The following is a 23,532-nucleotide window of genomic DNA, read 5'->3' as shown; positions in this document are numbered from 1 at the left end:
TGTGCGTATTTAAGGAGATTTTTTTATGACATTGTCTACAACGTTAATTACACTTATTGCTAGTTTTTTAGTATCTGTTATACTTGCCCCGATTATTATCCCCTATTTAAGAAGGATGAAATTTGGGCAAAGTATAAGAGAAGAGGGGCCAGAATCCCATCAGAAAAAAGCTGGAACACCTACCATGGGTGGTTTAATATTTTTAACCTCAATCATTGTGACAACACTTGCTATTTCGTTTATATTTGACAAGCTTACGACACAGTCAATCGTATTGTTGTTAGTATTAGTGGGCTTTGGGTTAATTGGGTTCTTGGATGATTTTATAAAAGTAGTTTTAAAGAGAAATTTAGGTTTAACTTCTCTACAAAAACTAATCGGACAAATAATTATTGCGATTATTGCCTTTTTCTTGTTAAAGCTAGGTCCATTTGATACTTCAATTTCCATTCCATGGACTGATATTACGCTTTCTTTAGGTCAGTTCTATGTTGCCTTTTTAGTGTTTTGGCTAGTTGGCTTCTCCAATGCAGTAAACCTATCAGATGGGTTAGATGGTCTTGTATCTGGTACAGCATCAGTATCCTTCGCTACTTTTGGAGTGCTTGCTTTAATATACGAACAAACGGATATTGCAATTTTTGCCTTTAGTGTTGCTGGAGCCTTGTTAGGTTTTCTATTGTTCAATAAAAATCCTGCTCAAGTTTTTATGGGAGACACTGGATCACTAGCTTTAGGTGGAGCACTAGCTATGGTTTCAATTCTTGTTCAACAAGAAGTGCTTCTATTGATCGTTGGGATTATCTTTGTAATAGAAACATTATCGGTTATATTACAGGTCATTAGCTTCAAAACTACTGGTAAGAGAATATTTAAAATGAGTCCGATTCACCATCATTTTGAACTTTCTGGCTGGAGTGAACGTAAAGTTGTCACCGTATTTTGGGCTATTAACTTTGCGGCAGCAATGTTTGTAGTGATTATGGAGGTTATGTAAATTGAAACAGCTACCTTTTGTATATCATAAAAAAATACTTGTTTTAGGCTTAGCCAAAAGCGGTACAGTTGCTGCTGAGCTCTTGCATGACTTAGGAGCATTTGTCACAGTTAATGATTCCAAGCCATTTGAGCAAAATGAAAATGCTCAATATCTTTTGACCAAAGGATTGACAGTCATTTGCGGTAGTCATCCAGAAGACTTGCTGGATGAAGGGTTTAATTTAATCGTAAAAAATCCTGGAATTCCTTATACGAATAGTGTAGTTGCAGAAGCTATTAAAAGAGGTATTCCTGTATGGACAGAAGTAGAGCTTGCGTATCGTATTAGTGATGCTCCCATGATCGGAATTACTGGGTCAAATGGTAAAACTACTACAACGACTCTTATATACGAAATGTTGAATCATGCTTCTAAGCAACCGTTAATTGCGGGTAATATAGGTACTGTTGCCTCTGGGGTTGCAGAAAAGGCAACTGCAGACAATACAATTGTTATGGAGTTATCCTCCTTCCAGTTGATGGGAACAGAACAATTAAAGCCTAAAATTTCAGTTTTAATGAATTTATATGAGGCTCACTTGGACTATCATAAGGATTATCAAGAATATACAGACGCAAAATTTAATATTACCAAAATGCAGGATGAAAATGATTGGTTTGTCTATAATGCTGAGCAACAGTTAGTTCAAGATTATGCTGATAAAAGCCAAGCACAAAAGGTTCCTTTTTATGTTAGCAAAAAGACAGCTAATGGTATAAGTGCCGACGATCAATTTGTATATTGGAATGGTGAACAACTTTTTGAACGCTCCCTTATTGCACTACGAGGTAAGCATAACTTGGAGAATGTATTAGCTGCAACTGCTGTGGCTATTTTGTCAGACTGCTCGTTAGAGAGTATTAAATTTGTATTACAAACCTTCCAAGGTGTAAGGCATCGCACTCAGTTTGTGTTAGAGTCAGATGGACGTAAGTTCTACAATGATTCTAAAGCTACTAATACGCTGGCTACCAAAAGTGCGTTAGAAGGGTTTACTGAGCCTGTCGTGTGGATAGCGGGTGGAGTTGATCGAGGACATTCGTTTGATCAGCTTATTCCTTATTTACCTAATGTAAGAGCACTTGTACACTATGGTGAAACAGCGGAAAGACTACAGAAATTTGGAGAAGAGAACCATATACCCTTCGTGAAAAGAGTCTCTAATTTAGAGGAAGCCACTCGTTTAGCTGTGGAGGTATCAGAAAAAGGAGACATTATTCTTCTTTCTCCCGCTTGTGCAAGCTGGGATCAATATGAGAGCTTTGAAATTCGAGGGGATGAATTCATCAAGGTTGTTGAATCTTTAACGAATAATTGAAAGGATGAAATAATCGAAAGATAAACGTAAGTTACTATTCTTATCGTCTGTATTATTTTTATCAATTATTGGAATTTTGTTTGTGCATTCAGCCGGATCGTATTGGAGCGAGGTTCATTATCAAGGGCAAACACCTTTCGCTTTGAAACAGAGCTTGTATTTAATAGTTGGGGTGGCAGGAGCATTTTTTATACAAAATAAATCATTTCTCCGCCTTCCCACATTTTGGCACGTTTTATATATCATATCGGTGGTATTGCTTATAGGGGTATTGATTCCTGGTATCGGTGTCGTACGGAATGGTTCACAGAGTTGGATATCTCTTGGTTTTACCAACTTTCAGCCTGCAGAGCTGTCTAAAATTGCTGTATTAGGCGTGTTGGCTTTAGCTTTAGCAAAGGAACAAAAAAACAAAGGTAAACTATATATGCGTAGCGCACTTCTACTCTTGCTTCCAATAGGGTTAATAATGGTTCAACCAGATTTTGGATCTGCTTTTGTATTAGTTGTAGCAGTATTTATGCTGTTATTTGTTGCAGGACTTCCTTTAAAGTTTTTTTTCGCCATTGGATTATCTGGGGTAATAGGTTTAGCAGCACTAATCATTTCTGCACCGTATAGGTTAGTTAGGATCCAAGCTTTCTTGGACCCTTGGAAAGACCCTTTAGGTTCTGGATTCCAAGCAATTCAATCACTATTAGCCATTGGTCCAGCTGGTCTATTCGGTTTCGGCTACGGAAATAGTCGCCAAAAGTTTTTATATTTGCCAGAGCCACAGAATGATTTTATCTTCTCCATTTTATTGGAGGAAACGGGATTTATCGGTGGGATAGTTGTAATCTCTGCCTTTGTTGTTTTTTTCACTACTAGCTATATGATGGCTTCCCGTGCGAAGACAAGAGAGGCCCAATTAATGATAGTAGCCTTAACCTCCTTACTTGTTGTACAAACGTTTTTAAATATGGGAGTAGTAACTGGCTTGTTACCTGTTACAGGGGTAACCTTACCATTTATTAGCTATGGCGGGTCATCCTTAGTAATGACCTGGGGGATTATCGGAATCATTTTAAACTTGGCTAATACATCTAGTACAGAAGGGAGGCGGTAGAATGGAAAAAGTCATCGATATCGAAGATCGAATACCTACCTTAAAAGAAAAAAGAAGACGTAGAACAAACAAAAAATTTTCCATTCTACTTTTTCTCTTTGTCTTTACTCTATTGGTCTTGCTTTATTTTCAATCGTCTTATAGTCAGGTACAAAAAATAGAGCTAGATGGGGCTAAGCTTTTCTCCGTGAATCATTACATTGAACAAAGTGGTCTAAAAATTGGAGATTCCATGTGGAGCTTTAAGGAAAAAGACATAGAAAATTCATTGGAGAAAAGCGATTGGGTAGAATCAGTTCAAGTTAAAAGAAAATGGCTATCCAGTGTTCATATCGAAGTTAAAGAATTTAAACAAGTTGGATATGTAGAAAAGGAAAATGCACTTCAAATAATTTTGGAAAATGGTAAGACTATAATTCCAGAAGATGAGATTGTTCCTGTCGAAGGGCCAATCATCGCAGATTTTGAAGATGAAAAAATTCGATTACGTCTTATAAAAGAACTTAAAAAGTTGAATAGTGAAGTGTTATTAACTATCTCTCAAATAAACTACGTCCCTACAGAGAATGATATATACTCTATTCAAGTTTTTATGAATGATGGTAATGAGGTACAAGCTCTAATCCCGTCATTTTCAAGTAAAATGAATTATTATCCGTCGATTATTTCACAAATAAACCCAGATCAAAAAGGAGTAATCGATATGGAGGTAGGGTCATATTTTGAACCCTATCAAAAGGTTTTAAATGAAACTGAGGGTGAGGAGGCCATTGAGGATGAAGAAGAGGAGTCGTCTTAATGTTCCTTTTCGTGGACGTATTCTTATCTCGCTGGTTAGTTTAGTGTTAGGGTTCATTTTAGCTTATTCCTATAGCATGGCATCTGCAGATAAAGAAATAGAGGGTAATGATAGCTATTCGTTGGAAATACAAAAGTACAGAGAGCAGCTAATAGAACAGAAGGAAATGAATAAGGAATTAACAGAAGAGATAAATAAAAAACAACAGGCTATTAGAGTTTTTGAAAAGTCATTTGTGGATAGCGAAGAAAGCGTGGAAGAGTTAGTAAAGGAGGCTGAAATGCTTCGGTTACTAATGGGAGACATTCCATCTGAGGGGAAAGGCATTTCAATAGCTTTGCAGGATGGTGAGTATAATCCTTCTCAGGAAAACCCAAATGATTACATTGTTCACGAAAGTCATGTATTTAAAGTGATAAATGAGCTAAAAATATCAGGAGCAGAAGCAATTACTATTAATGGACAAAGGCTTCATGCTCAATCTTACATATCGTGTACTGGCCCAGTGATAACCGTCGATGGACGAGCTTTTCCCGCGCCTTTCACAGTTGAAGCCGTAGGTGATCCCAAGGTATTACTAGCATCTGTTAACTTAGGTGGCGGTATTGTAGATCAGCTAACAAACGATAATATCGTAGTCACCGTTGAAGAAAAGAGTAACATCATGATGCCTGCCTTGCGTGGGGACCAAAATTAACAAAGGCAAAGGAGGGCCGAATACATGAAAAAAACCGTCTATATTCGGTTTACTATAATTTTGTTGATCGTTGGTTTCATGATTGCCATTCAATACAATACAGTAAAACAACCAGAAACTCGCGATACGCGTGATGTATGGGAGATTCGCCAAGAGCTTGCCACGGAAACACAGCTGCATTCCGAATTGTTGTCGGAAGTGCGCCTGTTAGAGGAGACAGTTGGCAAGTATGACAATATGGTCAATGAAAGCCCTGAAATAGCTTTAAATGAAACCGTTAAACAATTAAAACAGGATATTGGTATAGCTGATTTTAAAGGTCCAGGACTAACCATAACAATTGAACCCTCTTTAGAGAGTATGATGGTGGGGGAGCAAATAGAAGAAATATCTCCTGATTTATTAATTCGATTAATTAATGAGATTAATCGCTTTAAAGCGGAGGCAGTAGAAGTGGATGGCAAAAGGATTGTATATTCCTCTGCTATACGGGATGTAAACGGCAGGACGACGGTTAATAACCTGACAATAAAAAAGGCCCCCTTCACTATTAAAATTGGCACCTTAACATTAGAAGACGCTAAGAAAATGTATAACCAGCTACAAGCATCTCCTATCGGAGATAATTTTTACATTGATAATCTAAGACTAACTATAGGTGAACCGGAAGATGAGGTTACAATACAAGCCTTTGATCAATCAGTAAATATGGAATTTTTACAAGAAGTGCCAGGGGGAGAATAGTTATGTGGTTGCCGTTTTTAGGATTAATACTTGGAATATCACTTGGCTTAATGACTGATATTCAAATTCCAGAGGTTTATGAAAGCTATTTATCCATTGCTGTTTTAGCTGCACTAGATACTTTGTTTGGAGGAATTAGGGCACAACTTCAACAAGTTTACGATGATAAAGTATTTGTTTCCGGTTTCTTCTTTAATATTGCTTTAGCTGCTGGTCTTGCCTTTCTGGGGGTCCATTTAGGGGTAGATTTATATCTAGCGGCCATCTTTGCTTTCGGTGTTCGACTCTTTCAAAATATAGCTGTGATTCGTCGAATAATATTAACAAAATGGCCTGAGAGAACAAAAAGATAATGTTTTGTGCTATAATTTACTATTTCTTTAGAAAATTTTAGACTTTATAGGTTTTTTACAATAGAATAATAAATAAAGAGTTATTAGGAGGTGCCACGGGTGAATCAATCAGAAATGTACGTATCATTAGATATTGGGTCGTCTTCCATTAAAGTATTAATAGGTGAAATGAGTGATGACTCGCTGCATGTAATAGGAGTAGGAAATGTTAAATCAAACGGTATTAGAAAAGGCACCATTGTTGATATAGATGCAACTGTTCAATCGATTAAAAAAGCCGTTGGTGAGGCTGAAAGAATGATAGGAATGTCTATACATGAAATAGTGTTAGGTATACCCGCTAATTTAGCGAATATACAAAACGTTAAAGGTGTTGTCGCTGTCAATCGAGAGGACAGAGAAATAACAGACGCAGACTTGGACCGCGTATTAGAGTCTGCTCAAGTAATGTCTATTCCTCCTGAAAGAGAGCTAATTAACATTGCTCCCAAACAATTTATCGTGGATCATTTAGAAGAGATAAAAGATCCTCGCGGAATGATTGGAACTCGTCTAGAATTAGACGGTTTAATGATGACGACATCCAAAACGATTTTACATAACGTGTTACGATGTGTGGAAAGAGCAGGCCTTCAAATTAGAGAGATTTATCTTCAACCATTGGCAGCAGGACATTTTGCCTTAACTGAGGATGAAAAAAATCATGGTACTGCCTATATTGATATTGGTGGAGGCTCTACAACCATAGCAATATTCAGAGAAGGTCATTTAGTCAATACTGCTGTTATTCCTGTAGGTGGGGACCATATCACTAAAGATTTATCTATCGTTTTAAAAACCCCTACAGAACAAGCAGAAATGATAAAATTAAAATATGGACATGCCTTTTACGATGATGCGTCGGATGATGAGTTATTCGAAGTACCAGTAATTGGTGCTGATATGAAAGAGCAATATTCTCAACGATATATAGCAGAGATTATTGGCGTACGTCTAGAAGAACTATTTGAGTTAATTCTTGAGGAATTTTACCGTATGGGATTACAAGATCTCCCAGGTGGAGTAGTAATCACAGGTGGAGTTGCTAAACTTGAGGGTATCGGACAATTGGCGAGACACATATTACAATCGCGTGTTCGACTGTACACACCAGATTATATCGGCGTTAGAGAACCACAATATACAACAGCTGTTGGCCTTATAAGATATGCCTATAAAGAAGATCTTTTCTATGGTAAAATTGGCAATAGCCATGCATTATCTCAAATGGCACACAATGAAGTAGTAGCAAGCACTAAAAAACAAAAACAACCACAAAAAAATTCAAACAATGAAAACAAAGAGAGTGCAATGAGTAAGGCGAAGAAACTTTTTGACAAGTTCTTTGAATGAGAAAACTTTATCATAGTTGAAAGAATATAGGAGGCAATAGCATGTTAGAATTTGAAACAAACGAAGATCAATTAGCAATTATTAAAGTTATTGGAGTCGGTGGCGGCGGAAATAACGCAGTAAATCGTATGATTGAACATGGCGTCCAAGGGGTAGACTTTATCGCTGTAAATACAGATGCACAAGCCCTTAACATGTCAAAAGCTGAAGTAAAACTTCAAATTGGTGGTAAACTAACTCGTGGTTTAGGAGCAGGAGCTAACCCAGAGGTAGGTAAAAAAGCAGCTGAAGAAAGTAAAGAATTAATAGAAGAAGCACTAAGAGGTGCAGACATGGTTTTCGTAACCGCGGGAATGGGTGGCGGAACTGGTACAGGAGCAGCTCCTGTAATAGCTCAAATCGCTCGTGACTTAGGTGCTTTGACTGTCGGAGTAGTAACACGTCCATTTACTTTTGAAGGTCGCAAGCGCTCTACACAGGCTGTAGGCGGGATTGGCATGATGAAGGAAGCCGTTGATACACTAATTGTTATTCCTAATGATCGCCTATTGGAGATTGTAGACAAAAATACTCCAATGCTAGAAGCATTTAGAGAAGCTGATAACGTTCTTCGTCAAGGTGTCCAAGGTATCTCTGATTTAATCGCAGTTCCTGGTCTTATTAACTTAGACTTTGCTGATGTTAAGACAATTATGTCTAACAAAGGAGCAGCACTAATGGGGATTGGTATTTCTGCAGGAGAAAATCGAGCAGCAGAAGCAGCTAAAAAGGCTATTTCTAGTCCGTTACTTGAAACTTCGATTGATGGAGCGACAGGTGTATTAATGAATATCACTGGTGGCTCAAATCTTTCCTTATTTGAAGTACAAGAAGCTGCAGACATCGTAGCATCTGCTTCAGATGAAGAAGTTAACATGATCTTTGGTTCGGTTATCAATGATAACTTGAAAGATGAGATTGTAGTAACAGTAATTGCAACCGGTTTTAATGAAGAAGTAATTATGCAAAAACAACCTAGAGGGACAGGCTTTGGAACTGCACGTGCTCAGCAAGCAGCTACTACACAGCGTGAAACTAGAAAAGAAGAGCCACAGTCTCAACCGCAGCCTTCTTATCAGCAGGAACGTCCTGCTCCAACTCATAATCACCAAGATGATGCTTTAGATATACCAACATTTTTAAGAAATCGTAATCGCAGAAACTAATAGGTTAATAGATAAAAAGTAATCTGGTTAATAGCGATTGCTCAGGCTATAGACTTTCAAAGAAATTTGAAATGTCTATAGTCTTTTTTTATTGTTTAGGAAGGCTGAGGAACTGCCTCCTCGATTTCCCATTTGCCTGTCACTCATCCCGCTGGAGCTCCAATCAATAATTGTCTCATTATTTTTCATCTTTTTGTTCTTAGTCTTCGTCTCATCAAAGGTTTATGAAATCGATTCAACTAGTAACGAAAAAAACTCATACCATAATTCTTTCTATAATTTTGTCGTTTAAAAAATTTACTTTTGAACGCTCCTTTGACAAATTTCTTATAAATCGGATGTTAAGCTTTTATCAAAAGGAGGAGAGCTATGTACGCAGAAGTTATGATTGCAACAAACACCTTTTTCAACTATACCGTTTTAGCGTTTGCAAACAGAATTGGTTGGATTGAAAACAAAAAAAGATACCTGCTTCTGTCTGCATTTGTTGCGGGATTGATAACCGTCGTTTTTTCTAATCATTTCATTACGCTATTTTTGACTTTCTTTCTCATGATTGGAATAGCGTTTTGGAAAAAAAGGACACAAATCGTCAAAGCCATTTCATTAACATTACTAGCAAGCATCTTTGCTGGTGGACTACTTACAGCAATTGCCCCAATGTACCATAATGCGAGTAATTCATTCATGATTATCAATTATGCATTAATTGCTACTGGTGGTTTATACCTCCTCACGAAACACGTACTTAGTCTGCATATTTCACAATCGGAAAGAGAACTTATTTATCCTTCTAGCATTAAATTATTCAATCAAACAAAGGAACTTACACTATTTATTGATTCTGGGAACGTCTGTACAGAACCACTTTCTAATGATCCTGTACACTTTATAGCAGCAGAAGCTCTTCGTCCCATTCTTCCAGAACTTCTTTATGATGTGATAAATAGCTGGGATAGCACACATTATAAAGGTTTGGATATGCTTCTAAAAGAGTATGCGAGTAAGGTTCGTCTAATACCAATTGCAACCGTTCAAAAGGAAAAGTCATGGGTAATAGGCATTAAATTCGATGAATGGGTCGTAAATGATCAACCTTTACCAAAAGGTTACATCGTACTAACGAGAGGTAAGGACAAATTTCCACACGAGGCAGACGGTATCTTACATAGTTCCTCGTACTATCATTTGAAAAAAAGGAGTGCTAAATAATGATATTAAATATGCTACGTCGATTTTATTATTGGATTCTCTCATTTAGAAGAAAAGGAGTCCATTATATTGGTGGAAGTGAATCATTACCAAAACCATTGACGAGAGATGAGGAACGAGAAATGCTACTAGCTTTTATGGATGGAGATGAGTACGCAAGAGATGTGTTAATCGAAAGAAATTTAAGACTTGTAGTATACATTGCAAGAAGATTCGATCAAACGAATACAAACATAGAAGATTTAATTAGTATTGGATCCATCGGACTTATAAAAGCGGTAGAAACGTTCAATTTAGATAAAGGCATTAAGTTAGCAACCTATGCTTCAAGATGTATTGAAAACGAAATTCTTATGCATTTGAGAAAAACGAACCGCATGAAATCAGAAGTTTCATTTGATGAGCCTTTAAATTCTGATTCAGATGGTAATGAATTACTGCTTTCCGATATTCTGGGTACAAGTGAAGATCTAATAATAGAGGATGTCGAAAAAAAGCTAGAACGTCAGCATGTTTTTGAAGCTATAAATTTATTGGGAAATAGAGAAAAATATATTATGCAATGTCGTTTTGGGCTTAACGGACAAGAGGAAATGACTCAAAAAGAGGTAGCTGATCATCTTGGAATTTCCCAATCTTATATCTCAAGATTAGAGAAAAAAATAATTTTAGATTTAAAAGAAGTACTGAATGAACCGATTGCCTAATGGGTGAAATTGGATAGCTATGCTCCGAATAATCTTTTAACCGGCGGATAAACTGACTAAGAACTATTAAAAAGTCCGGAGGAAGATCTATGACGAGAACAAAAGTTGAATTATGCGGCATTGACACATCAAAGCTTCCTTTACTAACCCACGAAGAAATGAAAGCATTATTTATTCGCTTACAAGCTGGCGAAGATTCGGTTAAAGATGAATTGGTAATGGGTAATTTAAGATTAGTTTTAAGTCTAGTACAGCGCTTCGCTTATAGAGGCGAGCAAGCAGATGACTTATTCCAGGTAGGTTGCATAGGGCTTATAAAGTCCATTGAAAATTTTGATTTAAAACATAATGTGCGTTTTTCCACATATGCAGTGCCTATGATCATTGGTGAGATAAAAAGACATTTGCGTGACCACCATTCTGTAAGAGTTTCTAGATCATTAAGAGATATTGCTTATAAGGCTATGAAAGCCAAGGAACAATATATTAACGAACATTTGGAAGAACCGACATTAGAGGATTTGTCTAAAATACTTGAGATACCAGTAGAAGATATATTATTATCGCTAGATGCAATTCAAGATCCTGTCTCTCTTCAAGAACCAATTTTCAGTGATGGAGGAGATGCTATTTATATGATGGATCAATTATGTGATAATGATGTATCAGAAGATCAATGGGTTACTTATTTTACGGTAAAAGAGAGTTTTCAAAACTTAGACTCGCGACAAAAGAAAATATTAACGAAAAGAATATACTTTGGTGCGACACAAACCGAAATAGCTACCGACCTGGGTCTCTCGCAGGCTCAAATCTCAAGACTAGAGAAAAGTGCTTTATCTACTATTCAAAATCAGTTAAATCCTAAATAACAATCCTTAACGCTTTTTCTCGTCAGAAAAAGCGTTTTTTTCTATTTTCATGAATATACTATTAAAAAGGAGGGAAACTGTTGAAGTTTTCAGATGCGCAACAAAAAGAAGTCATTGAGGCTAATTCAGGGCAATTACTGGGCTTTATAGTGGATGCAGAAATAGATAAAGAAACAGGTCATATCATTTCCTTTATTGTAGAAACTAATGGGGCATACCCCACATTTTTCAATAAAAAAAGGGAAACGAAAAAAATTAGCGTACAAAATATAGCTGTTATTGGAAAAGATGTAATAATTGTTGCTAAAAACAGAGAATAGGTACTGTTCTTTATTGATAAAACGCCATTTCATTGATACAATGAACAAAACACTAGATGAAGAGTTGGTTTAAAATGTCAAATGTTCATAATAATTTAATTAACATTCAAAAGCATATTGAAGAAGCCTGTGTACGCTCTAATCGAAATTTTGACGATGTAACACTTATTGCTGTTACAAAGGAAGTTTCAGTAGAACGTACGGAGGAAGTTATTCAAAATGAAATATTGCATCTTGGAGAAAACAGACCTGAAGGACTTAAAAGAAAATTAGAAGCTATTTCAGCTAACGTAAAATGGCACTACATAGGCTCATTGCAAACTAGGAAAGTAAAATCGGTAATCAATGAGATAGATTATTTGCACTCCTTAGATCGTAAAAGCTTGGCCGAGGAAATTGAAAAAAGAGCAGACAATGTTAAAAATTGCTTTGTTCAAGTGAATGTTTCTGAGGAACAATCCAAGCATGGTCTATCTATGGAAGAAGCTGAATTGTTTATTGACACTCTTAAGGATTATTCACATATACGTGTAGTCGGTCTAATGACAATGGCACCGAATACGGAAGATAAGACTTTAATACGAAACGTTTTCCGTAGCTTAAAAGAGCTTCAACTAAGAATTGCTGCAAAACAACTTCCACACGCCCCATGTAAGGAGCTATCCATGGGTATGTCCGGAGATTACGAAATAGCTATTGAAGAGGGAGCTACATTTATACGAATAGGAACAGCATTAGTCGGCAAAGACAAGGAGGATGAATGAGTATGAAGAATTGGGTAAAAAACTTCTTCTATTTAGAAGAGGATGAAGATACTACAACACCTCAGCAACCTAGAACACAAAATCGTGCAGTAGAACCAGAACAAGTACGACAACAGCCAGTAAAATCATCATATCCTAAAGAACGCAAATTTAATGCTGCTCCTAAGGAAACTGCTGCTACGAATCTTGTCAGTATTCAAAATATGCAAAAGTCCTCAAAGGTAATTTTAATTGAACCGAGAGTCTATGCTGAGGCACAAGACATTTCAGAGCATTTAAAGAACAAAAAAGCAGTTATAGTTAATTTACAACGTATTGACAAGGAACAAGGAATTAGAATAATCGACTTTTTAAGTGGAACAGTATATGCTTTAGGTGGAGACATTCAAAGAATAGGAACAGATATATTCTTATGTGCCCCTGATTCGGTAGAAGTAGCGGGCTCAATATCGGATTACTACTACAACGATCTAGATTAATAGAGGAGTTATTATAATGGATTTGATTTTATTTTTATTGGCACAATTAGTACAAATTTACTCATTTGCGTTGATTATTTATATCTTTATGTCATGGGTACCTAATGTGAAAGAATCTACGGTAGGACAATTTTTAGGGAGAATATGTGAGCCCTACTTAGAGCCCTTTCGTAAGATTATCCCACCAATAGGTATGATTGATATTTCACCGATTGTTGCTATATTTGTTCTTAATATAGCTATGAGAGGGATTATATCTCTAGGTCATTACATTTAACCTCACATTTGTGAGGTTTTTTTAAAATATATTATTTATTCTTGTCCCCTCGGGTTAAACAAAGGCAAGCAATTTAACTAAACTAAAAGGCTATGTTAAAGGTTATGGTTGATTTACGATGCAAAGAAATCTTAAATCAGAGAGTAGAATTGATTTCCGCCCCAGCCGGACGCTTTCCGTGGGGTGAGCGATAAGCCATCACCCGTCGCTAACGCGCGCGGTTGTGATGTCTTATCTGTCTCACTCATCCCACTGGAGTCGCCGTCTGTCGCTCCAATCAATAAATAGGAACAGCTTGAGCATCGATAAAGTGCTAATAAGTTTACTCATATAAACAAAGCTGAAAGCTCTCACCAACCCCCATTTCATCATCTATTTATGTTCTTAATAGCCATTTGAAAGTTCCTTTTTCAATGTTTACAGTCACTATAAAAAAGAATTGTTAGTCTAAATCAACCAATAACTTTAACAAAGCTAACTAAAAAAAGTTTTTCTGTGCTTTTCTCCATTTGCCTGTCGGGGCAGAGACAGGCGATTGTGCTTTTCTTATTGTCTAGCTCCATCGCCTTGCCCCTCGGGGTCAAATGGATAAAAGCTCCGGTGGCTGAAGAGCTGCCTCCTCGCTTTTCTCCATTTGCCTGTCGGGGCAGAGACAGGCGATTGTGCTTTTCTTGATGTCTAGCTCCATCGCCTTGCCCCTCGGGGTCAAATGGGAAAATACTGCGGTGGCTGAAGAGCTGCCTCCTCGCTTTTTTCCATTTGCCTGTCGGGGCAGAAATAGGCGATTGTGCTTTTCTAATTATAAATTTCAGTGAGGTCTTGATTATATGGAACATTTATTACAGCATTTTAGGAAAGAAGAGCAACCTTTTATCGAGCAAACGGTTAGTATGATGAGAGAGGTTGAGGATCGTTATGCGCCAAAGCTAACGGATTTCTTAGACCCAAGACAACAATTTATCGTGGAGTCTATACGTGGGCAATATGAAATAATTGAGTCTAGCTCTGCTGGTGCTTTAGAGGACGCGGAGAGAAAAAGGATACTACTTTATCCCTCGTATTTCGAACCAGCGGAATCTGATTATAATATGACCGTAGTGGAAGTAAAATATCCACAAAAATTTGTAACATTAAAGCATCAAGATGTACTCGGTTCGATGATGTCCTTAGGGATTGATCGAAGTAAGTTTGGTGATATTCGTGTGGAGGAAGGATCAATTCAGTTTGTAGTTGCTACAGAGGTTCTTGACTACGTTAGAGCAAATTTCGTCAGTATTGGTAAGGTTAAAGTTCATATGGAAGTAGTAGAAGATCCGGCTAATTATTTTAGACAGCAGGAAATATGGACTTCTGAAAATCATACGGTTAGCTCTTTAAGGCTGGATACAGTTATCTCATCTATTTTCAATATTTCTCGGCAAAAGTCTGCTTCTATCATTCAAGGTGGAAAAGTAAAGGTCAATTTCACTGTAAAAGAACAAACATCCTTAGAGTTACAGGAGTTAGATCTCATCTCTGTAAGAGGATTTGGTCGATTAAAGTTATTGATGATTGAAGGAAGAACAAAAAAAGACAAAATTAGACTGCAAATTGGTAGATTAGAGCCAAAAAAGTGATTTCCTTAAATTAAATTTGAAATTTAGATGTTTTCAACCTGCCGGAAATGTATAATAGAGGGAAGAAGATTAGTATGTAAAGGAGATGGATAGGATGCCACTAACACCACTTGATATACATAACAAAGAGTTCAGTAAAGGATTCAGAGGTTATAACGAAGATGAAGTAAACGAATTTCTGGATCAAATCATGAAAGACTTAGAGATACTCATCAAAGAAAAAAAAGAGTTAGAGCTTAAATTGAAGTCATCTAGTGAAAAGGTTGGCCATTTCACCACTATAGAAGAAACCTTACATAAATCCATAGTTGTTGCCCAAGAGGCTGCTGAGGAAGTAAGACGAAACTCTCAAAAAGAAGCAAAGCTTATTGTAAAAGAGGCAGAAAAAAATGCAGACCGTATTGTCAATGAAGCTCTATCTAAAGCTCGGAGAATTGCTTTAGAAATAGAGGAATTGAAGAAACAGTCTAAAGTGTTTAGAAATCGCTTTAAAATGCTAGTAGAGGCTCAATTAGATCTTATTAATACAGACGATTGGAATCATTTGATGGAGTATGATGTAGATTCTACTGCTGTCGATCGTATTTCTGCTACAGAGGAATAAGAGATTTCTTGACGGCTGGCCGTACATTTCCTATAATAATTTCATATCATATATACATGCATTGAAAAAGACGTCTAAAAATGATTTCAGTCAAGCGACTTGGGGATGGTGGAAGCTCAAGCAATGAAGCGTTTTAGAAGATCACTTTGGAGCAAGGACACTGAATTTTTAAGTGTCTTCGGATATGTCCCGTTATGACATACTAAGCGGCGATTACTTTTGGTAATCGCAAGTAGGGTGGTACCGCGAGCATAACTTCTCGTCCCTTTTTGGGATGAGGGGTTTTTTTATTTGTAAATATACCAATACCTGCGAAAAATGAAGGAGGAAGAACAAATGGAGTACAAAGACACATTATTAATGCCAAAAACAGACTTTCCTATGCGAGGAAACCTACCGGTCAAAGAAGTAGATATCCAAGCAAAATGGGAAGAACAGGACATCTACAAGAAGGTTTTAGAAAGAACGAAAGATCGTCCATTTTTCGTCCTGCATGATGGTCCTCCGTATGCAAACGGTGATATTCATATTGGGCATGCTTTAAACAAAGTTCTAAAAGATATGATCGTTCGTCACAAATCAATGACTGGCTATCATGCTCCTTATGTGCCAGGCTGGGATACTCACGGACTTCCAATTGAACAGGCTTTAACAAACAAAGGTGTTAAGCGTAAAGAATTATCATTGGCTGAATTTAGAAAGCTATGTGAGGATTATGCCTATCAACAAATTGACAACCAACGCACCCAGTTTAAACGTTTAGGTGTGCGTGGAGATTGGGAAAATCCTTATGTGACATTAAAGCCTGAATTTGAATCTCGCCAAATCGAGGTATTTGGAGCGATGGCTAAAAAGGGATACATTTATAAAGGATTGAAGCCTGTTTACTGGTCACCTTCAAGTGAATCAGCGTTAGCAGAGGCTGAAATTGAATATCAAGATAAAAAATCTCCATCCATTTATGTAAGCTTTGCTGTTACAGATGGTAAAGGGGTATTAGAAGAAGGTACCAAGTTTATTATTTGGACTACAACACCATGGACAATTCCAGCAAACCTTGCTATTTCATTGCATCCACGAGTGGAGTATGTTGTAGTGCAAGCAAATGAAAATAAATATGTCGTAGCGAAAGACTTGGTAGAAGCGGTGGCAGCTGAGCTAGGCTGGGAAGCGTATTCTATTGAACGTACAATTCTTGGTCAAGAAATGGATCGTCTAGTTGCTAAGCATCCATTGTATGACCGTGATTCTTTAATAATCCTAGGTGAACACGTAACTACTGAGTCTGGTACTGGTTGTGTTCATACGGCACCAGGACACGGGGAAGATGACTTTTACGTAGGGAAAGCTTATGGTCTAGATGTGCTTTGTCCAGTAGATGAGCGTGGAGTAATGACAGCAGAAGCGCCAGGCTTTGAAGGGTTATTCTATGATACAGCCAACAAAGCGATTACAGAAGCTTTAGAAGAAGCAGGAGCTTTAGAAAAGCTTACATTCTTTACTCACTCATATCCACATGACTGGCGTACGAAAAAGCCTGTCATCTATCGTGCAACACCACAATGGTTTGCTTCAATTGAGGCTTTTAGAGATGAATTATTACAATCTATCCGTAACACTAAATTTACACCAGCATGGGGCGAAACGCGTTTATATAATATGATTCGTGACCGTGGAGATTGGTGTATATCTCGTCAGCGCGTATGGGGCGTTCCAATTCCAGTATTTTACGCAGAGGATGGAGAACCGATTTTAACAGAGGAAACAATTGCTCATGTATCAAATCTTTTCCGTGAGCATGGTTCGAATATTTGGTTTGAAAGAGAAGCGAAAGACTTGCTTCCTGAAGGATTCACACATCCACATAGTCCAAATGGTATCTTTACAAAAGAGACAGATATTATGGACGTTTGGTTTGACTCTGGATCTTCATACCATGGTGTTTTAGAAGAACGTGATGATTTAGTATTCCCAGCAGACTTATACCTAGAAGGTTCTGACCAATATCGTGGCTGGTTTAACTCTTCTTTAATCACAAGTACAGCTATGCATGGTCATGCTCCATACAAAGGGCTACTAAGTCACGGATTTATTTTAGACGGAAATGGTCGTAAAATGAGTAAATCACTAGGAAATGTAATTGTTCCTGCAAAAGTAATGAACCAATTAGGTGCTGACATTTTACGATTATGGGTTGCTTCAGTAGACTATACTGCTGACGTTCGAGTTTCAGATGCAATTATTAAGCAAGTGACAGAGGTATATCGTAAAATCCGTAATACCCTTCGCTTCTTACATGGGAACATCAGTGATTTCAATCCAGCAAGCAATCGTGTAGCATTTGAAGATTTACGTGAAGTAGATCAATACATGTACATGAAATTACAAGAAGTTATTAAGACTGTTAGAGCAGCTTATGAACGCTATGATTTTGCGACCGTTTATCACACAGTAAATAACTTCGTATCTGGAGAGTTAAGCTCGTTCTACTTAGATATTGCAAAAGATGTTGTATATATTTATGGAGCAGATGACAAAGATCGTCGTGCAATGCAATCCGTCATGTATGATACACTTTCAGCTTTATTGAAACTGTTAACTCCAATTCTTCCCCATACAACAGATGAGCTTTGGGCTTATTTGGAGCATGAGAAGGAAGAAAGTGTCCAATTAACAGACATGCCAGATGCTGTTGAATATCCAGCTTTCGAAGCGCTTGCTCCTAAGTGGGAAAAAATCATGGAGCTACGTGATGATGTTCTTAAAGCGCTTGAGGAATCTCGTAATGCGAAGACAATTGGTAAATCATTAGAAGCAAAAGTTACGTTATATGTTAGTGATGAATATAAAGTATTGTTCGATACTGATGCAATTGACTTTGCACAACTATTTATCGTATCTAAGTTTGTTCTGGGAGGCTCCCAATCTGAGGCTCCAGCAAACAGTTTAGTGCTTGAACATTCATCTGTTGTAATAGAAAAAGCAGATGGTGAAAAATGTGAACGCTGCTGGACTATTGCTGAAACAGTAGGAGAAAGCGAAGCTCACCCGACTTTATGTACTCGTTGTGCAGAAGTTGTAGAAAAACATTACGTATAATAAATTTATAGATGTCCTTTATGTAAATTCATAGGCACCGAAAACCACAGTCAAAAAGAATAAAGGCGAGTACGTGAACGATTATCGTTTACGTACTCGCTTTTTTTATAACGAGATTGATTATATAGCGAACCTGTTAATTAGGGCACTTTTTATAGGAGCTAGTATAGTATTTACATAAACAGCAAAGTATTATATAACACAGAGTTTCCCAGGACGTTTAAAGAGAAGCCTAACTTTTCTTTGTATAATCTATAGATGCTCTTTTACGTAAGATAGGTTTCTATGGTAAACTATTGTAGATTGTTTAATATTATTCAGCAAAAATCTTTTTAATAATTATAAGTTGGATGTAATATTCATTACTACAGACGAGAGAGGTCGTTAAGGCTTATTTGATTATCGGGGGAATTAATGTGTGGAAATTTTATGGACTAGCAGTATTTGTTATTGCCTTAGATCAATGGACAAAATGGCTTGTTGTTAAAAATATGACGCTTGGTGAGCAAATTATGATTTGGGACCCTTACTTTGCACTGCTTTCACATCGTAACCGTGGTGCCGCGTGGGGTATGCTCCAAGGACAAATAGGGTTTTTTGCGGTAGTTACTATAATTGTAATCGCTGCAATTATTTATTACTTCCATAAGGAAGCAAAAGGGAAACCTGTTTTTCAAGTAGGATTAATGCTTTTACTAGGTGGAGCAATTGGTAACTTTATAGATCGACTTTGGAAAGGCGAAGTAGTTGATTTTGTAGATGTGCTCATTCCAATTGTTAACTATGATTTTCCGATTTTTAATATTGCAGATGCTGCCCTGACTATAGGAGTTGTAGTAGTAATTATTTTTATACTACAAGAAGAACGAGCTGAAAAGAAAAAGGTGAAATAATGGAAGAATTAACGTTTATTATTGAAAAGGAACAAGAAAAAGAGAGAATTGATAAAGCAATTGCTTCTTTTGATACAGACTGGTCTCGTACACAAATTCAAAATTTTATAAAAGATGGTAGTGTATTAGTTAATAACGAGCCTGCCAAAACAAGCTACAAGGTAAAAGAAGGCGATGTTATTATTGTCACACCTCCTGAAGTAGTTGAGCTAGACATAGTGGCAGAAAACTTAAACCTTGAAATCGTTTATGAAGACGAGGATGTATTAGTAGTGTATAAGCCAAGAGGTATGGTAGTTCATCCGGCTCCCGGACATCTTAGCGGTACGCTTGTTAATGGTCTTATGCATCAAATTAAGGACCTTTCTGGTATTAACGGAGTATTACGACCGGGAATTGTCCACCGTATTGACAAGGATACGACAGGCCTTTTAATGGTAGCTAAAAACGATGTTGCCCATGTTTCTTTAGTAGACCAACTTGTAAAGAAAACTGTTACTCGTAAATATACAGCACTTGTTCATGGCCACATTGCCCATGACAAAGGTACAATTGATGCACCGATTGGCCGAGACAAAAAAGAACGTCAAAACATGGCAGTCGTTGATAATGGTAAGCATGCTGTAACTCATTTCCGTGTATTAGAACGCTTTAACAAATATACTTTAGTGGAATGTCAGTTAGAAACTGGTAGAACACACCAAATCCGTGTTCATATGAAGTATATTGGTTATCCTTTAGCTGGAGATCCAAAATATGGTCCAAAGAAAACATTAAACTTTAATGGACAGGTTTTACATGCGGGAGTTCTTGGTTTTATACAGCCTAGAACCGGGGAATACTTAGAATTCTCATACCCACTACCAGCGGATTTCACGGATTTATTGCAAGATTTGAGAAAAACAGCATTGCCAAAAGAAGAATAGTCAGATATACTGATTACAATAAATTGAATAGTTTCACCTTTAATAACAGTCCAGAGAGGCTGAGAAGGTACATGTGAAAGTGACTCACTATTATTCTGCGGATTAATAGGATCACTATATTTTAAACGCGCACATACAACCTCTTGGGCTCTTCTAGCTCAAGAGGTTTTTTACATTTCCGAAAAGGAGGAGATAATTATGGAAGAAAAAGCAAGCATTCTAGATGAACAAGCCATTAACAGGGCACTTACTCGAATTGCACATGAAATAATTGAACGTAACAAAGGAATTGAAGAATGTATATTAGTAGGCATAAAAACTAGAGGTACATATCTAGCACAAAGGCTGGCTGAGAGAATCGAAAAGATTGAAGGCAAACCAATCAAAACGGGTGAATTGGATATTACATTATATCGAGACGATTTATCAATCAAAAGCGCTTCTAATGAGCCTTTAGTACAGCAAGTAGATATTTCCCATGATGTAACGAACAAAAAAGTAATTTTAGTAGATGATGTGCTATTTACGGGAAGAACAGTTCGAGCAGCAATGGATGCAGTAATGGATATTGGTCGCCCCTCTCAAATACAGCTGGCTGTTTTGATCGATAGAGGACATAGAGAGCTACCAATTCGAGCGGATTATGTTGGCAAGAACATTCCTACCTCTAGCAGTGAAAAAATAGTAGTTAAAGTTACAGAGACAGACAAAATAGATGCTGTAACAATCTTTGAATAAACCAAAAAAGGTGGCGACTTAAATGTCAAAGGCAATATTAGATGTAAATGACAAGCCTACAGGTGGACAGCTGATTACTTTAAGCTTTCAGCACATGTTTGCAATGTTTGGCTCAACAATATTAGTACCTCAGCTTGTAGGGTTAAGTCCCGCTATCGCATTGCTAACTAGTGGTATAGCAACTATCATTTTTTTAATGATAACCAGATTTCAAGTACCAGCGTATCTTGGTTCCTCCTTTGCTTTTATAGCGCCTATACTAGTTGCTTCAAATGGATTAAATGAATCAACAGGCAAAGCTATAGACCCGGGAAATGCCATGATTGGAGCAGTATTCGTCGGTTTGGTATATGGTGTAGTGTCACTGATCATTTGGAAGAGTGGCTATAAGTGGATTATGAAGCTATTACCACCAATCGTTGTTGGTCCGGTAATTATGGTTATTGGTCTTGGATTAGCAGGAGTAGCAGTGGACATGGCCATGAATATTACAAATGTAGAAACTGGTTTAAAAGAATATAGCTTTTTACATTTTTCAGCAGCGCTAGTGACATTGTTTACAGCAATCATTTGTACAATATTCTTTAAAAATATTATAAGCACAATGCCAATTTTAATAGGCTTAGTAGTTGGATATCTCTACTCTATCCTCATTGGTATTGTAGATTTTACACCAGTTAAAGAGGCTAGCTTGCTAGCGTTACCTGATTTCTTAATACCAGGTGTTCATTATGACTTTGAAGTTACTTCTAGAATCTTGCTCATTATGGTACCAATTGTCATTGTTACTATTTCGGAACATATTGGTCACCAATTAGTATTAGGGAAGGTAGTTAATAGAGACTACATTAAAGAACCAGGTTTACATCGATCACTTCTAGGGGATGGTCTTGGTACATTTGCTAGTGCCTTAATCGGTGGACCTCCAAAGACAACCTATGGTGAGAATATTGGGGTATTGGCAATTACTCGCGTATATAGTGTTTATGTAATAATGGGAGCAGCTGTGATCGCCATATTACTTTCTTTCTTTGGTAAAGGTATGGCTCTAATTACAACGATACCTACTGCAGTACTCGGTGGAGTATCTATCCTTCTTTTCGGAATTATCGCTTCAAGCGGATTACGAATGCTCGTAGAAGCAAATATTGATTTTGGGAATAGCCGAAATCTAGTCATTGCATCGGTAATCCTTGTAATTGGTATAGGTGGAGCTAAATTTATAGTTACAGAGGCTTTGAGTGTGGAAGGTATGGCACTAGCAGCAATCGTTGGTGTAGTTTTAAACTGGATACTACCAGGTAAAAAAGAAGCACAAGCATCAGGTAACAAGACAATAGAATAATGACCTTTTAAAAAGTTGAACAGAGAGTCAACGAAGGGTTCAGATTGATAAGAGAATTTTCGTGAAAAATCTCTTCTTTGATCATGCTTTAACGAACCCTCTTGAGCTTTTTCAAGAGGGTTTTCTTATAGAAAGGCGGATAATCATGAAAAATTTAGTCTCAATGAAGGAATTATCTGTAGAACAAATAATTGCAATATTAGAACAAGCCGAAGCATTCCGAACAGGCGCAGTCTCTAATTTAAAAAATAAATATACAATGGCAAATCTATTTTTTGAGCCGAGCACTAGAACTAAGATGAGCTTTGAAATGGCAGAAAGAAGGCTGCCAATCGATGTGCTGCCGTTTGAAGCTGGATTTTCAAGCACGTTAAAAGGTGAAACGCTATATGACACGGTAAAGGTACTAGAAGCTATAGGACTTGATGCACTAGTTATAAGACATGAGCAAAATAACTATTTTGAAGAGCTGATAGGTAATGTAAAGCCTGCAATCATTAACGGTGGAGATGGCACTGGCAATCATCCGACTCAAAGTCTGTTAGACATTTTTACGATCTGGCAGGAGTTTGGTACTTTAGAGGATAAAATTGTCACTATAGTAGGGGACATAGTGCATAGCAGGGTAGCAAGGTCTAATGCTCAAGCTCTTACAAGACTAGGAGCCACCGTTCAATTTGTCTGTCCTCCTGAATGGCAAGGAGAATTTGAAACTATTAATAGTTTTGAGGAAGCGATAGAAACAAGTGATGTATTAATGATGCTCCGCGTACAACATGAACGTCACGATGGTTTGGCTTCTTTTTCAAAGGAAGCGTATAACAAGTCATATGGCCTTACAGTAGATCGGGAACGAAGGATGAAAGATGGAGCAATCATTATGCACCCTGCACCTTTTAACCGTGACGTGGAAATAGCTAGTGAATTAGTAGAGTGTGAGCGTTCTAGAATTTTTAAGCAAATGGAAAATGGTGTTTATATCCGAATGGCTGTTATCGAGATGATCTTAAAAGGGAGAGAATAAC

At 37.3% G+C, this 23,532-nt stretch carries 23 protein-coding genes, 1 pseudogene and 1 other annotated feature; all 24 genes and pseudogenes read left to right on the top strand.

The genetic code is table 11. The features are described from left to right. Positions 1-25: 25 nt before the first annotated feature. Entirely contained in the window at positions 26-997 is a 972-nt protein-coding gene (mraY, locus tag M3627_RS03320; protein ID WP_169358983.1) for a phospho-N-acetylmuramoyl-pentapeptide-transferase, read from the top strand. 1 nt (position 998) lies between these two features. Continuing rightward, positions 999-2,357, top strand: coding sequence for a UDP-N-acetylmuramoyl-L-alanine--D-glutamate ligase (gene murD / locus M3627_RS03315; RefSeq protein WP_169358984.1), 1,359 nt, complete (start codon positions 999-1,001; stop codon positions 2,355-2,357). Positions 2,358-2,406: 49 nt separating this feature from the next. Beyond that, positions 2,407-3,465, top strand: a pseudogene (locus tag M3627_RS03310) (FtsW/RodA/SpoVE family cell cycle protein); the annotation flags it as partial. Between the two features lies 1 nt (position 3,466). After that, positions 3,467-4,264, top strand: a complete 798-nt coding sequence (locus M3627_RS03305) for a cell division protein FtsQ/DivIB (RefSeq protein WP_169358985.1) — start codon at positions 3,467-3,469, stop codon at positions 4,262-4,264. Next, positions 4,242-4,961: a DUF881 domain-containing protein gene (locus M3627_RS03300; RefSeq protein WP_169358986.1), complete on the top strand. Its 720-nt coding sequence runs from the start codon at positions 4,242-4,244 to the stop codon at positions 4,959-4,961. The genes M3627_RS03305 and M3627_RS03300 overlap by 23 nt, the downstream gene beginning before the upstream one ends. A 24-nt stretch (positions 4,962-4,985) precedes the next feature. Continuing rightward, on the top strand, positions 4,986-5,705 hold the full coding sequence (locus tag M3627_RS03295; RefSeq protein WP_251552940.1) for a DUF881 domain-containing protein: 720 nt from the start codon (positions 4,986-4,988) through the stop codon (positions 5,703-5,705). Between the two features lie 2 nt (positions 5,706-5,707). Further along, the gene (locus tag M3627_RS03290; RefSeq protein WP_169358988.1) at positions 5,708-6,058 is read left to right on the top strand and encodes a small basic family protein; all 351 of its coding nucleotides are present in this window, start codon (positions 5,708-5,710) and stop codon (positions 6,056-6,058) included. Between the two features lie 99 nt (positions 6,059-6,157). Continuing rightward, the gene (gene ftsA, locus M3627_RS03285; protein WP_169358989.1) at positions 6,158-7,450 is read left to right on the top strand and encodes a cell division protein FtsA; all 1,293 of its coding nucleotides are present in this window, start codon (positions 6,158-6,160) and stop codon (positions 7,448-7,450) included. Between the two features lie 41 nt (positions 7,451-7,491). Next, the gene (ftsZ, locus tag M3627_RS03280; protein ID WP_169358990.1) at positions 7,492-8,655 is read left to right on the top strand and encodes a cell division protein FtsZ; all 1,164 of its coding nucleotides are present in this window, start codon (positions 7,492-7,494) and stop codon (positions 8,653-8,655) included. A 369-nt stretch (positions 8,656-9,024) separates the two neighbouring features. Beyond that, entirely contained in the window at positions 9,025-9,867 is an 843-nt protein-coding gene (locus M3627_RS03275; RefSeq protein WP_251552939.1) for a sigma-E processing peptidase SpoIIGA, read from the top strand. Then, the gene (gene sigE / locus M3627_RS03270) at positions 9,867-10,574 is read left to right on the top strand and encodes an RNA polymerase sporulation sigma factor SigE (RefSeq protein ID WP_240949634.1); all 708 of its coding nucleotides are present in this window, start codon (positions 9,867-9,869) and stop codon (positions 10,572-10,574) included. Before M3627_RS03275 ends, sigE begins: the two co-directional genes overlap by 1 nt. Positions 10,575-10,663: 89 nt before the next feature. After that, positions 10,664-11,446, top strand: coding sequence for an RNA polymerase sporulation sigma factor SigG (sigG, locus tag M3627_RS03265; RefSeq protein WP_169358992.1), 783 nt, complete (start codon positions 10,664-10,666; stop codon positions 11,444-11,446). A gap of 80 nt (positions 11,447-11,526) precedes the next feature. Next, complete coding sequence (locus tag M3627_RS03260; protein ID WP_169358993.1) at positions 11,527-11,766, top strand: YlmC/YmxH family sporulation protein; 240 nt, start codon at positions 11,527-11,529, stop codon at positions 11,764-11,766. Positions 11,767-11,840: 74 nt separating this feature from the next. Further along, positions 11,841-12,530 carry a YggS family pyridoxal phosphate-dependent enzyme gene (locus M3627_RS03255; protein WP_251552938.1) on the top strand — a complete coding sequence of 230 codons (690 nt, stop codon included), beginning with the start codon at positions 11,841-11,843 and terminating at the stop codon, positions 12,528-12,530. Continuing rightward, entirely contained in the window at positions 12,527-13,009 is a 483-nt protein-coding gene (locus M3627_RS03250) for a cell division protein SepF (RefSeq protein ID WP_169358995.1), read from the top strand. Before M3627_RS03255 ends, M3627_RS03250 begins: the two co-directional genes overlap by 4 nt. Before the next feature lie 16 nt (positions 13,010-13,025). Beyond that, positions 13,026-13,286 (top strand): YggT family protein, encoded by a 261-nt coding sequence (locus M3627_RS03245; protein ID WP_169358996.1) that lies wholly within the window; start codon positions 13,026-13,028, stop codon positions 13,284-13,286. 827 nt (positions 13,287-14,113) lie between these two features. Continuing rightward, positions 14,114-14,902, top strand: a complete 789-nt coding sequence (locus tag M3627_RS03240; RefSeq protein ID WP_169361230.1) for a YlmH family RNA-binding protein — start codon at positions 14,114-14,116, stop codon at positions 14,900-14,902. A 94-nt stretch (positions 14,903-14,996) separates the two neighbouring features. Beyond that, a complete protein-coding gene (locus tag M3627_RS03235; RefSeq protein ID WP_169361231.1) occupies positions 14,997-15,506 on the top strand; it encodes a DivIVA domain-containing protein in 510 nt (169 codons plus the stop codon). A gap of 52 nt (positions 15,507-15,558) precedes the next feature. Then, positions 15,559-15,776: a binding site (T-box leader), on the top strand. A 66-nt stretch (positions 15,777-15,842) separates the two neighbouring features. Continuing rightward, complete coding sequence (ileS, locus tag M3627_RS03230; RefSeq protein WP_251552937.1) at positions 15,843-18,605, top strand: isoleucine--tRNA ligase; 2,763 nt, start codon at positions 15,843-15,845, stop codon at positions 18,603-18,605. Between the two features lie 416 nt (positions 18,606-19,021). Next, positions 19,022-19,498 (top strand): signal peptidase II, encoded by a 477-nt coding sequence (lspA, locus tag M3627_RS03225; protein WP_169361233.1) that lies wholly within the window; start codon positions 19,022-19,024, stop codon positions 19,496-19,498. Continuing rightward, entirely contained in the window at positions 19,498-20,424 is a 927-nt protein-coding gene (locus M3627_RS03220; RefSeq protein ID WP_169361234.1) for an RluA family pseudouridine synthase, read from the top strand. The genes lspA and M3627_RS03220 overlap by 1 nt, the downstream gene beginning before the upstream one ends. Positions 20,425-20,622: 198 nt before the next feature. After that, on the top strand, positions 20,623-21,162 hold the full coding sequence (gene pyrR, locus M3627_RS03215; RefSeq protein WP_169361235.1) for a bifunctional pyr operon transcriptional regulator/uracil phosphoribosyltransferase PyrR: 540 nt from the start codon (positions 20,623-20,625) through the stop codon (positions 21,160-21,162). A gap of 22 nt (positions 21,163-21,184) precedes the next feature. Beyond that, positions 21,185-22,507: a uracil-xanthine permease family protein gene (locus M3627_RS03210; protein ID WP_251552936.1), complete on the top strand. Its 1,323-nt coding sequence runs from the start codon at positions 21,185-21,187 to the stop codon at positions 22,505-22,507. A gap of 145 nt (positions 22,508-22,652) precedes the next feature. After that, complete coding sequence (locus tag M3627_RS03205; protein WP_251552935.1) at positions 22,653-23,531, top strand: aspartate carbamoyltransferase catalytic subunit; 879 nt, start codon at positions 22,653-22,655, stop codon at positions 23,529-23,531. The last annotated feature ends 1 nt before the right edge of the window (position 23,532 follow it).

Source organism: Psychrobacillus sp. MER TA 171, assembly GCF_023713305.1.
Taxonomy (GTDB): domain Bacteria; phylum Bacillota; class Bacilli; order Bacillales_A; family Planococcaceae; genus Psychrobacillus.
Note: the sequence above shows the minus strand (reverse complement) of the source record. Positions and strands in the feature narration are given on the sequence as shown.

What these genes read in the sequence shown, in the direction of transcription:
- M3627_RS03240 (WP_169361230.1), top strand. Translation starts at nt 14,114, where the DNA reads ATGGAACATTTATTACAGCATTTTAGGAAAGAAGAGCAACCTTTTATC.
- sigE (WP_240949634.1), top strand. Translation starts at nt 9,867, where the DNA reads ATGATATTAAATATGCTACGTCGATTTTATTATTGGATTCTCTCATTT.
- pyrR (WP_169361235.1), top strand. Translation starts at nt 20,623, where the DNA reads ATGGAAGAAAAAGCAAGCATTCTAGATGAACAAGCCATTAACAGGGCA.
- M3627_RS03255 (WP_251552938.1), top strand. Translation starts at nt 11,841, where the DNA reads ATGTCAAATGTTCATAATAATTTAATTAACATTCAAAAGCATATTGAA.
- M3627_RS03235 (WP_169361231.1), top strand. Translation starts at nt 14,997, where the DNA reads ATGCCACTAACACCACTTGATATACATAACAAAGAGTTCAGTAAAGGA.
- M3627_RS03275 (WP_251552939.1), top strand. Translation starts at nt 9,025, where the DNA reads ATGTACGCAGAAGTTATGATTGCAACAAACACCTTTTTCAACTATACC.
- M3627_RS03295 (WP_251552940.1), top strand. Translation starts at nt 4,986, where the DNA reads ATGAAAAAAACCGTCTATATTCGGTTTACTATAATTTTGTTGATCGTT.
- M3627_RS03220 (WP_169361234.1), top strand. Translation starts at nt 19,498, where the DNA reads ATGGAAGAATTAACGTTTATTATTGAAAAGGAACAAGAAAAAGAGAGA.
- M3627_RS03290 (WP_169358988.1), top strand. Translation starts at nt 5,708, where the DNA reads ATGTGGTTGCCGTTTTTAGGATTAATACTTGGAATATCACTTGGCTTA.
- M3627_RS03250 (WP_169358995.1), top strand. Translation starts at nt 12,527, where the DNA reads ATGAGTATGAAGAATTGGGTAAAAAACTTCTTCTATTTAGAAGAGGAT.
- M3627_RS03205 (WP_251552935.1), top strand. Translation starts at nt 22,653, where the DNA reads ATGAAAAATTTAGTCTCAATGAAGGAATTATCTGTAGAACAAATAATT.
- mraY (WP_169358983.1), top strand. Translation starts at nt 26, where the DNA reads ATGACATTGTCTACAACGTTAATTACACTTATTGCTAGTTTTTTAGTA.
- M3627_RS03210 (WP_251552936.1), top strand. Translation starts at nt 21,185, where the DNA reads ATGTCAAAGGCAATATTAGATGTAAATGACAAGCCTACAGGTGGACAG.
- M3627_RS03245 (WP_169358996.1), top strand. Translation starts at nt 13,026, where the DNA reads ATGGATTTGATTTTATTTTTATTGGCACAATTAGTACAAATTTACTCA.
- M3627_RS03305 (WP_169358985.1), top strand. Translation starts at nt 3,467, where the DNA reads ATGGAAAAAGTCATCGATATCGAAGATCGAATACCTACCTTAAAAGAA.
- M3627_RS03300 (WP_169358986.1), top strand. Translation starts at nt 4,242, where the DNA reads ATGAAGAAGAGGAGTCGTCTTAATGTTCCTTTTCGTGGACGTATTCTT.
- ftsZ (WP_169358990.1), top strand. Translation starts at nt 7,492, where the DNA reads ATGTTAGAATTTGAAACAAACGAAGATCAATTAGCAATTATTAAAGTT.
- ileS (WP_251552937.1), top strand. Translation starts at nt 15,843, where the DNA reads ATGGAGTACAAAGACACATTATTAATGCCAAAAACAGACTTTCCTATG.
- sigG (WP_169358992.1), top strand. Translation starts at nt 10,664, where the DNA reads ATGACGAGAACAAAAGTTGAATTATGCGGCATTGACACATCAAAGCTT.